Genomic DNA, 10,315 nt, shown 5'->3' with positions numbered 1-10,315 from the left:
GAAAAGAAAATCTGTTCAAAATTTCTTGTTGATGCCTCAAAGCTTACCTCGGGGTGATTCATTTCATCATATGAATTGTCAGAGGAACCATCATCAACAACAATGATTTCTTTGTCTTGGTAGTCCTGATTAATGACTGAGCGGAGGGCTTCTTTTAAGAATTTGCGGCGGTTATAGGTTGTGATGATTACGGAAACCATATCAGGAGTTCAAGGCTGAAGGCTTTTAACATAAAACCTTGAACATTGAACATCTTTTTCATTTGGCCTGATCAAGCTGAAGCCTGATGTGAATATTCCTTGGGCCGGCAGCTAAATCAATCTCCCAGACAGGCATTAGCATGGTACTCTGATAATTCCTTTCAAGCCCATGTTCGGACAATGAAACAACCTCCACGGGATGGGTCCACACAAAGGAGGGAGTATCAAAACCAACTGAAACATTAATATTCTGGTAAGGATCATGAAAAACCACATGCTGAGATACATCCAGGATTCCCTGAGTTGCAAAACCCAACCTCTCATTTCCCGCCTCAATGTACCGTTCTCCTCCAGTCCCGAGGAAGGAAAAATTAAACTCTACTCCTAAATAGAAGGGTTCTTGCACTTCGCCTTCAATATAATAATCGACAAGTAACTCGCTCGAACCTTTCTGCAAGACAATACTCTTTTTTACAGACAACGGATATCCGCGTCCGCCTTTCCAGAAATACCCGTCCCTGCTCAATGTAACCTTTACCAGATTTTTGTCTTTTTCTATTGTTCCTACATAAGGTTCTTTCACAAAATCGCCAGGTTCACGGTAGCTGCTATTATAAAAACCGTCAAAGGTGACAACGTCTTTTTCCATAATGTGGTCAACGAGTGATGCCCTTCTGTACCAGTCATAATGGAGATATTTGTCAAGGCCTTCTTCCTTTGCAATGATCATATCATGGATAGTTCTGGTACCATCTGCAACTTCAGCAGATGATGCAACCTTTATTTTATCATGATATCCTTCGTATCTCCTGGAGAGTGTTGCCATGATATTCGTAAGAGAAGGCTTGTAATCAAGCTCGTATAATGCCCCGCCCTCCTTCAGTAAAAAATATGCCTTGATGTCATTATTACTGAGAATAACCTCTTCAAAGCCATCCAGATTGACATCTTCAAGCTTTCCGTTAACAAAAGGCTTTTTCGGGTCCAATATTTTTTCTGCTTCAATGAGGTTCCGGTAAACAGCACCACGGAGGTGAGGAAGATAAAGCCCCCCGAATACACCATGCCAGTAGCTGTCATTACACTGGGCCATAAAAACATGCTTTTTAGCCTCTACATTCTTATTCGCTTTTTTTGTTATCATGAGCATCTTTTTGTGCATATCGTTGCATTCATCATATTTCACAAGGAAATGTTTGAAATAACCACCCTTCACAAATTCTTTGCTGTCAATGGCCACATTGCTAAGACATTCTTCGTATCTGCCAGACTTTGTTGCAGGGAGGCACCACTCTGCCATTTCCATATATGAGTTGCAATTTAAATAAATACGGCCCTTTGGAGGGTTATGAGAAATATATTCGCTGAATGTGACCGTTTTCAGCCACTCTTTGTTCTCGGATAAATATGTAAAAAAAGCATTTAACCAGCCCCCATTATACACATGTTCGTAGGTACCCGGCCACAGACCGAATTTTTCACCGTCATCGCCAAAGACCGCGAGATCCTCGCCGGCCTTTTCCATTTCTTTGAAGTATTTATCAATGTCTTCTATCGGCTTAAAGGGAATGGCATATCTTAAAAACTCAAGACCCGGGAAGATAAACAGTTTGTAGCCTTCATATTCAGTTACAAAATATCTGTGAAGTTCTTCCTCGGAGATCCCTACGGCCTTGAAATGGTGATCGTCCACAAGGGTGTATAGTGCGCCTGCCTTGTTAAGAATCTTTGGTATATGCGGCTCATAAACCCTTTCGGCAAGCCAGATACCTGTTGGCCTCCCGCCAAAAATTGTTCCCGCATAATCCATATGCATTTTAATCTGTGCAATCCCGTCTTCTTCCGGCAGGAGCGACAAAATTGGCTCATACATGCCACCGGAGACTATTTCAATCTGTCCCTTCTTTTTCAGCACATTTAACAGCTCAATATATTCGGGCTTATTTTGGTTGAGCCACGTGAGAAGATAACCGGAAAAGTGAAGATTTATTTTAATATCTTCAAAACCTTTCAATGTCTCGAAAAAAGGCAGATACGACTTCTGATATGCCTCTTCAAGAATAAAGTCCATATTCCCGACTGGCTGATGATTGTGGATACAGATGATAAGATGCATATGGCACCTATTATGTATTATTTTTTTTAAAAAATATATATTATTAAAAAATGGCGGGGACGACGAGACTTGAACTCGCGGCCTCCGGCGTGACAGGCCGGCGTTATAGACCAGCTTAACTACGTCCCCGCTTCAATGGTAGGCGGAACAGGTTTTGAACCTGCGACCCCCGGCTTGTAAGGCCGATGCTCTCCCGCTGAGCTACCCGCCCAATGCTGGTAACTATAACAGGTTTACAGGTCAAAGTCAAATAGCTGTTCACGATCCACTCTTCATGTTCACGTTTTCTGTGGTGCTTCGCAACTCAACACTCAAACTGCTTTTAAGCTATTTTCGCCTCTTCCTCATAGATAAATATGGGCCTTTCATGGCTCACAATTGCTTCTTCATTGAGGACACATTCTTTAACATTGGACAGGTTGGGTATCTCATACATCACGTCAAGCATAGCTTTTTCCAGTATTGACCTCAGCGCTCTTGCACCTGTCTTTCTCTTCATAGCTTCTCTTGAAATGGCCCTGATGGCCCCTTCAGTAAATGTAAGCTTTACATTTTCAAGCTCAAAAAGCTTTTTATACTGTTTTATAATTGCATTGCGAGGTCTTTTTAAAATTTCCACAAGGGCACTCTCATCGAGTTCACCAAGTGTTGCTATAATGGGCAGTCTCCCGATAAATTCAGGTATTAAACCGTATTTTAAAAGGTCTTCCGGCTGAATATCCCTGATAAGTTCTGAATATCTCTTATCACGTCCCCCTTCCACATCGACCCCAAAACCGATACCCTTCTTTCCTATTCTGTTGGCAATAATTGAGTCAACACCATTAAAAGCGCCGCCGCAAATAAAAAGTATGTTCGACGTGTCTACTTTAATATATTCCTGCTGGGGGTGTTTCCTTCCACCTTTCGGGGGTACGTTTGCTACGGTACCCTCAATAATCTTTAAAAGTGCCTGCTGCACACCTTCTCCTGATACATCCCTCGTTATGGATGGGCTGTCTGTTTTTCTCGATATCTTATCTATTTCGTCAATATAGACAATCCCTCTCTCTGCCTTTTCCACGTTGTAGTCGGCAGCCTGAAGAAGGTAGAGAATGATATTTTCAACATCTTCACCAACATAGCCTGCTTCTGTAAGGGTCGTGGCGTCGGAGATCGTAAAAGGGACATGAAGAATCTTCGCCAGTGTTTGTGCAAGGAGCGTTTTTCCTGAACCTGTGGGGCCTATAAGAAGGATATTACTTTTTTGTATCTCCACATCGTCAAAACTTACCTTGGCCTCTATTCTCTTGTAATGATTGTAAACAGCAACGGAGAGTACTTTCTTTGCATGATCCTGACCAATCACATACTCATCAAGAAGTCTCCTGATCTCATGGGGTTTAGGAATTGAAGATTTGATATAATCAAACCGTTCTTTTTTAACCTCATCCTGTATAATCTCATTGCACAACCCTATACATTCATCGCATATATATACCATAGGGCCTGCAATAAGCTTTTTCACCTCGTCCTGGCTTTTGCCACAGAAAGAGCAATGCAGTTTCATCGCCCTCCCGTTGTTTCTTTTAATCATCGTCATTGTCTTTTCTCCACTATTTCATCTATTATGCCGTAGTCCTTTGCCTGTTCGGCAGTCATATAAAAATCTCTTTCGGTATCGATTGATATTTTTTCAAAAGGCTGTTTTGTATGCTTCACAAATATTCTGTTGATCTCTTCACGCACACGCAAAATCTCTTTTGCCTGGATGTTTATATCAGTTGCCTGTCCCTGTACACCACCGAGGGGCTGATGGATAAGGATCCTTGAGTGTGGGAGGGCAAATCGTTTGCCTGCTTCGCCGCCTGCAAGAAGGACCGCCCCCATACTTGCCGCCTGACCGGTACACATTGTTATCACGGGAGATTTTATGTATTGCATGGTGTCATATATGGCCAGCCCGCTTGTGATATAACCACCTGGAGAGTTTACATAGAGGTATATATCCCTTGATGGGTCTTCCGATTCGAGAAAGAGAAGCTGTGCAAGAATGACATTCGCAACATTATCGTCTATAGCGCTACCAAGGAAAACAATCCGTTCTTTGAGCAATTTTGAATAGATGTCATAAGCGCGCTCCCCCCTGCCGTCTTTTTCAATTACTATGGGAACGAGGTTCATATCTTCTCCTTTATAGTCGCATTATCTCTTAAAAAATCAATCGTCTTTTCCTGCATGATACTGTTCTTCATACTCTCTATAAGGTCATATTTTTCGTAAAACCCTTTAACATCATCATATGGTCTTTTTGTTTCCTCTGCAATCTTTTTCATTCTGTTGTGAACATCATCGTCTTCAAGCTTGATCGTCTCCATTTCTGCAATCTTAGCCAGTATTATATCTGCTTTGATTCTCTCTTCGGCCTTCTTTTCAAAATCCTTTTTAAAATTACTCTGAAATGCCTGTAGCTCTTCCTCTGTAAATTTTTCAGTATTGAAACGCATTTTTGCATCTTCCATCATTGCTTCAGTTCGTTTCTCAAGAAGCCTTTTCGGGACAGGGATATCAACACCACTGATTAGTGTCTCAGTGATTTTCTGGGAAACAAGCTGTCTTCTTGAGTTGTGTTTTTCCTTTTCTATTTCTCCCTTCAGCCCTTCCCTCAGTTTCTCCATATTTTCAAAATTTATGTCTTTGGCAAATTCGTCATTTACTTCCGGAAGCCTTTTCTCTCTGACATCCTTGATCTCAACCTTAAAAAGTACTGTTTTATTAGCTATATCCTTATTCGGATAGTCTTCAGGGAAGTCTATATTGATTTCCTTTGTTTCACCTGCTTTCATATCATACAACGCGCTTTCAAATTCCGGCATGAGCTGAGATGTGCCAAGTTCAAGCGGATAAGCCTCTGTTGCAATATCTTTAACAGGTTTTCCATTCATATAACCCTGATACTTAATAATGATAAAATCGCCCTTTTGTGCCCCTGCACCACTTTCACGGGTTATCATTTCAGCGTGCATCCCTCTCATACTTTCAATTCTTGTGTTAATTTCTTCGTCTGTAACATGAATGGCATCCACTTCAACTTCTATCCCTTTGTAGGAAGGTAATTCTATTTCCGGCAGGACTTCGCATAGAAGGGTATAACCAAAGCGCCCTTCTTCCTCAATAAAATCTGCAACAGGCTCTGTTACAGGGCTAACCCTTACCTCTGAAAGGGCCCCAGGCATTGTTGTTTCAATAACCCTCTTCTTTAATTCATCTTCAATATACTCTTTGTAATAAGTTGCCAGAATAGATCTGGGAGTCTTTCCTGGCCTGAAACCCTTTATTTTTGCCTTTTTCTTTAATTCTTCATAAATCTTTTCTGATATTTCCGTTACCTGTTCACCAGGGACTACTACTTCAACCTTTTTTGTAACTCGATCAATATCAACTACCTCTACTTTCATATGTCCTCCGGGAAGTCGTGGATGAAAATAAGCCTTCTTTAAATTTCAGTGCTTATTATAACCACAACTTCCGAAATTATCAAGACCATTTGGCTAATTCAGGCAATGCACCAGGCGGCGCTAACAACACTTACTTTAGTGAATAGTAGTCAGTGAATAGTAGTCAGTTAAAAACCTATTCACTATTCACTCGAATTTGAATCCTTTCTCCCGAAACAATTTAAGACACTTGATGGGCTTTATTATCCTGCAAATTCCATTATCCTTCAGTAATGCTGACTTTGTTTTAGATTTTTTAATTGATATTAAATTAACGCTGGAGAATAATAGATAAAAAGGGGGCAGTTCGACCCCTACTTCCTTCTCTTTATCGAGCATAAAGCAATTCCTGCTCAAAATGCATCAGTTCGAGTGGCAATCGTCTGTTTATCGGATTCAAAATAACTTTCACACCCCAAAGACCACAGCGTTTTATTCTTCTTACCTCCCATGTCTTGCCTATTATCTTTCATTTCGCCAAACTGGAAACCACGGATTTGCCCGTTGAAGAATGCGGGATTCCATATCATACTATAGTTGGTATAGTCAGCGCATTTATTCGGTTGCGAAAAGAAAATGTTGAGCTATAATGAAATAATAGAGTCACATAACGCCTTTCATGTAAAATGTTTTTACTTTGGAGGACATTAGAAACTGCGAGGAGTTTGCCATGGGAAAAACCAAGATCCTCATAGTTGAAGATAATTCAATCATCGCCCTGCAAAGCAAGGTAATCTCTGCAACCTTCGAATCTGATGTGACCGGTATTGCTTCCTCGGGAATTTTAGCGTTGAGCATAATCAAAAAAGATCGTCAGACCGTGCCGTCATCGATGGCATCCTCCCGGAGGATATTATGGAGACAATCGGATTAGCCGAAAGGGGAGATTATACCGGCCTTGAGGGTATTCTCAGCAGCCTGACGGATGACAGATATGCTGCCTTTCGCAGCAGGATCGGGGCATACGCAAAAACATACGATGATGAAGGGATCATCAACTATATAAAAGGGGCACACCATGGATAGAGAAGGCCGGAAGGGGAACATACTGGTAGTGGACGATTCGCCCCCGATCCTTGATATAGTGCGGAATGCCCTTGAAGGCGAAGGCTACCGCGTCTATGTGGCAACCAGCGGAGAGAAGGCCCTCTCAAGGGTGTTGCAATCGACACCCGATCTCATACTGTTGGATGTGCTTATGCCGGGTATGGATGGTTTTGAGACCTGCCGGCGATTGAAGGCTGATGAAAGAACCATAGATATCCCGGTGATCTTCATGACCGGACTGATTGACATGGCACACAAGGTCAGGGGTTTTGAAGTCGGGGGGGTAGACTATGTCACCAAGCCTATTGAGATCGGGGAGCTTGTAGCGCGGGTTACGATGCACCTGTCCATGCACGGCATGCAGGAGCAGTTGAGGGCACAGAACGAGCGACTGCAGCAGGAAATCACAGAGCGTAAGCGGGTGGAGGAGGAGATCCGCACGCTCAACGCCGAACTGGAGCAACGGGTCGAGGAGCGCACCGCCGAACTGAGTGAGGAGATAGAAGAGCGCAGGCAGGCGGAAGAAGCGCTCAGGGAATCTGAGGAGCGGTACCGTGTCGCCATAGAGGGTGCCAATGACGGGGTTGCCATTGTCAAGGATGATGTTCATGTCTATGCGAACCGAGAATTTCTCACCATGTTCGGGTATAACAGCATCGATGAAACGATAGGATTGCCTCCCTTTTTTACCGTCCACCCCGATGACCGCGAATGGGTGGCCGGTTATACCTCAGCAAGGCAGCGGGGTGAAGACGTACCCGGCAAATACGAATTCAAGGGAATCAGAAATGATGGAACGCCTATATATATTGAAGTTTCGGCAAATACGATCATGTATCGGGGGGATAAGGCGACACTTGTATACTTCAGGGACATCACCTCCCGCAAACAGGCAGAGGAAGAACGTGCACGTCTGGCGACAGCCATCGAACAGGCCGCAGAAGGCGTTATTGTAACCGATAAGAATTGGGTTATCCAGTATGTCAACCCGGCTTTCGAACGCATGACCGGCTATAACAGGGACACAATTATTGGCCAGCCTGCCCATTTTCTCAAGAGCGATAAAGAGGATAGTACCTTTTACAGAAATATGCGGGATAGCCTCACCCGGGGCGATGTCTGGTCAGGACGCCTGACTTACAGGAGACAAGATGGTACATACTACCTTGCAGAAACCACGGCTTCACCCGTCCGGGACAAAACGGGGGACATTATCAATTATGTGAGCATCCACAGGGACGTTACCCATGAGGTAAGACTGGAAAGGGAGCTTCGCCAGGCACAGAAAATGGAAGCCATCGGTACCCTTGCCGGAGGCATCGCCCATGATTTTAACAACATCCTCACAGTCATTATGGGCGCTACGGAGTTGGCCATGCATAAGGTTTCAAAAGAAAATCCCGTGTGGCACGATCTGGACCGGGCACTGGGGGCTACCTTTCGTGCAACAGACCTGGTAAGGCAGATCCTTGCCTTCAGCCGCCAAGCCGAGCAGGAACGGAAACCCGTTCAGATTGCACCCATCGTCAAAGAGGTACTCAAGTTGCTCCGATCTTCCTTGCCGACAACTATCGAGATTTGCCAGGATATTACAGTCAGACCGGAAGAAGGTATGGTGCTGGCTGATCCGACACAGATCCATCAGGTGTTGATGAATCTGTGCACTAACGCAGCCCATGCGATGCACGCCAAAGGCGGCGTTCTGGACATCAGGTTATCGGCTATGGTGGCCGATGCCTTCCTTGTCTCCAAATACCCCGATCTGAAAGCAGGACCTTACGTATGTCTGGAGGTGAGTGACACAGGCCATGGCATGGATGCGGCAGTCATGGAGCGGATATTTAACCCCTATTTCACCACGAAGGCAGTAGGCGAAGGAACGGGACTGGGGCTCGCAATGGTTCACGGTATCATAAAGAGCTATGGTGGAGCGATCACGGTCTATAGCGAGCCGGGGCATGGAACCACCTTCCACGTGTTTTTTCCAGGGATTGAGGGAACGATCATACCGGAAGCCGAAGTGGCCGATATACTCCCCACCGGCACCGAGCGAATACTCTTCGTTGACGATGAAAAGACTCTGGTTGATTTAGCGAAAGAAATGATCGAGTCCCTTGGTTACCATGTCATTGCCAAAGGGAACAGCCTCGAAGCCCTGGAAGACTTCCGCGTCAGGCCAAACGACTATGACCTTGTCATCACAGATATGACCATGCCTGGTCTCACAGGCAAGGATCTCGCCAGGGAACTCATGTTGATCCGCGGGGATATTCCGATCATTTTGTGTACCGGATTCAGTGATCTGGTCAATGAGAAGAAGGCCAAGGAGGCTGGGATTCGCGAGTTTATCATGAAGCCTTATGCAATCGCCGACCTCGCCAAAGCCATTCGCAAGGTGTTGGAGGAGAAATGATATCTATCATTCGGTCAGGGTGTTGGGAGGAATCACACATCCTTGCAACTCATATTGCACTTTTGCCTTTGATGAACCCTATCACTTGTGCTACTGCATATTTGGGGGGGAATTGAGATAACCATATGCACGTGATCAACCACCATTCGTCCTTCCAATATCTCGCATTCCTTCTGCCGGGCCAACTCCCTGATCACCGGCACCAGATGCTTCTTAATTGTTCCGTACAACGTCTTTTTCCTGTACTTCGGTATCCACACCACATGGTACTTGCAATCCCACTTTGTGTGGTTTAGACTCTGGTGCTCTTGCATCAAAACCTCCTCCTTTGTAAACTTTGAGTGGTTCACATTGGAGGGGTTTTCTCTTATAACCCCGAAAATGTCAAACTTTGCGAGTCCCCCGGCAGAGCCGGGGGCTTACCTGGTTAGTTAATATGTCATTTCAAAAAACTCTGTTGTTACGCTCGTAATTATCGCCCTTGTTACAGCAACAACTTTGCTGTTGGAAGCTTTGGGGGCAATTTATTACATGTCTGAGAGGCATCGGCAACTTGCAGCACTCCAAGACGCACTTGCCATAAACACGTATCGGCTTGCAGCGGGCCTTGCAATCCCGGTATGGTATTTTGATGATAGCCATGTCGATAAGATAATCGAAGGCATGCTGAACGACCGCCACATCTACTGTGTCGTCGTAGCCAATGCAACTGGGAATATCCATGTACGACTAAGGGACGCTCAGTGGGGCATAACAGCCGCTGACAAAGAATTTCCCGCAAACGGACTTTTTGTTGAAGAGCGGCTGAGAAGGTTATTACCGGTTATCATGGGGAGCCCAAACGTATCCTCATTGCCGATGACAACCCCACAAACCTTGCCATGCTCCTCTCGGTGCTCGAACCCCTGGGGTTTACCGTAGAGACCGCCAGAAACGGTGAAGAGACCGTTAAAAAGGCAACAACCACAAAACCCGATCTTATCCTCATGGACCTTCTGATGCCCGTAATAAACGGACACGATGCCCTGTGCCGGATAAGGGGTGATGAGCGCCTGACACACAT

Annotated in this window: 9 protein-coding genes, 2 tRNA genes and 1 pseudogene; 4 read left to right on the top strand and 8 right to left on the bottom strand. The window is 44.8% G+C overall.

Features of this window, described 5'->3' with window-relative positions; genetic code table 11:
• The 7 genes from NTX75_12810 to tig all read right to left on the bottom strand — a co-directional run.
• A partial coding sequence (locus NTX75_12810) for a glycosyltransferase family 2 protein (protein ID MCX5817095.1) occupies positions 1-200 on the bottom strand: 200 nt, incomplete at its 3' end.
• A gap of 58 nt (positions 201-258) precedes the next feature.
• The gene (locus NTX75_12805; GenBank protein MCX5817094.1) at positions 259-2,316 is read right to left on the bottom strand and encodes a DUF1926 domain-containing protein; all 2,058 of its coding nucleotides are present in this window, start codon (positions 2,314-2,316) and stop codon (positions 259-261) included.
• 51 nt (positions 2,317-2,367) lie between these two features.
• Positions 2,368-2,445: transfer RNA gene (locus NTX75_12800), tRNA-Asp, on the bottom strand.
• 7 nt (positions 2,446-2,452) lie between these two features.
• A tRNA-Val gene (locus tag NTX75_12795) sits at positions 2,453-2,527 on the bottom strand.
• A gap of 111 nt (positions 2,528-2,638) precedes the next feature.
• On the bottom strand, positions 2,639-3,889 hold the full coding sequence (clpX, locus tag NTX75_12790) for an ATP-dependent Clp protease ATP-binding subunit ClpX (protein ID MCX5817093.1): 1,251 nt from the start codon (positions 3,887-3,889) through the stop codon (positions 2,639-2,641).
• 5 nt (positions 3,890-3,894) lie between these two features.
• Complete coding sequence (gene clpP / locus NTX75_12785; GenBank protein ID MCX5817092.1) at positions 3,895-4,479, bottom strand: ATP-dependent Clp endopeptidase proteolytic subunit ClpP; 585 nt, start codon at positions 4,477-4,479, stop codon at positions 3,895-3,897.
• Positions 4,476-5,753 carry a trigger factor gene (gene tig / locus NTX75_12780; protein ID MCX5817091.1) on the bottom strand — a complete coding sequence of 426 codons (1,278 nt, stop codon included), beginning with the start codon at positions 5,751-5,753 and terminating at the stop codon, positions 4,476-4,478. The genes clpP and tig overlap by 4 nt, the downstream gene beginning before the upstream one ends.
• 709 nt (positions 5,754-6,462) lie before the next feature.
• Between tig and NTX75_12775 the strand changes: the two genes are divergently transcribed.
• From NTX75_12775 to NTX75_12765, 3 genes are read left to right on the top strand one after another with little or no spacing between them, the layout of a single operon-like run.
• The gene (locus NTX75_12775) at positions 6,463-6,666 is read left to right on the top strand and encodes a hypothetical protein (GenBank protein ID MCX5817090.1); all 204 of its coding nucleotides are present in this window, start codon (positions 6,463-6,465) and stop codon (positions 6,664-6,666) included.
• Positions 6,648-6,818: a hypothetical protein gene (locus NTX75_12770; protein MCX5817089.1), complete on the top strand. Its 171-nt coding sequence runs from the start codon at positions 6,648-6,650 to the stop codon at positions 6,816-6,818. Before NTX75_12775 ends, NTX75_12770 begins: the two co-directional genes overlap by 19 nt.
• On the top strand, positions 6,811-9,252 hold the full coding sequence (locus tag NTX75_12765) for a response regulator (protein MCX5817088.1): 2,442 nt from the start codon (positions 6,811-6,813) through the stop codon (positions 9,250-9,252). The genes NTX75_12770 and NTX75_12765 overlap by 8 nt, the downstream gene beginning before the upstream one ends.
• 52 nt (positions 9,253-9,304) lie before the next feature.
• Here NTX75_12765 and tnpA read toward each other — a convergent pair.
• Positions 9,305-9,566 (bottom strand): annotated as a pseudogene (gene tnpA, locus NTX75_12760) (IS200/IS605 family transposase).
• Between the two features lie 217 nt (positions 9,567-9,783).
• On the opposite strand from tnpA, the gene NTX75_12755 reads away from it, so the two are divergent.
• Positions 9,784-10,173: a hypothetical protein gene (locus NTX75_12755; GenBank protein MCX5817087.1), complete on the top strand. Its 390-nt coding sequence runs from the start codon at positions 9,784-9,786 to the stop codon at positions 10,171-10,173.
• Positions 10,174-10,315 lie beyond the last annotated feature (142 nt).

The sequence above is a fragment of the Pseudomonadota bacterium genome (genome assembly GCA_026388315.1).
Lineage (GTDB): Bacteria > Desulfobacterota > Syntrophorhabdia > Syntrophorhabdales > Syntrophorhabdaceae > MWEV01.
The sequence above is the reverse complement of the archived record's forward strand: the minus strand, read 5'-3'. Positions and strand labels throughout refer to the sequence as shown.

Coding starts and splice junctions, on each gene's coding strand:
- NTX75_12805 (MCX5817094.1), bottom strand. CDS start 2,316: ATGCATCTTATCATCTGTATCCACAATCATCAGCCAGTCGGGAATATG.
- clpP (MCX5817092.1), bottom strand. CDS start 4,479: ATGAACCTCGTTCCCATAGTAATTGAAAAAGACGGCAGGGGGGAGCGC.
- tig (MCX5817091.1), bottom strand. CDS start 5,753: ATGAAAGTAGAGGTAGTTGATATTGATCGAGTTACAAAAAAGGTTGAA.
- NTX75_12775 (MCX5817090.1), top strand. CDS start 6,463: ATGGGAAAAACCAAGATCCTCATAGTTGAAGATAATTCAATCATCGCC.
- NTX75_12770 (MCX5817089.1), top strand. CDS start 6,648: ATGGAGACAATCGGATTAGCCGAAAGGGGAGATTATACCGGCCTTGAG.
- NTX75_12765 (MCX5817088.1), top strand. CDS start 6,811: ATGGATAGAGAAGGCCGGAAGGGGAACATACTGGTAGTGGACGATTCG.
- NTX75_12755 (MCX5817087.1), top strand. CDS start 9,784: ATGTCTGAGAGGCATCGGCAACTTGCAGCACTCCAAGACGCACTTGCC.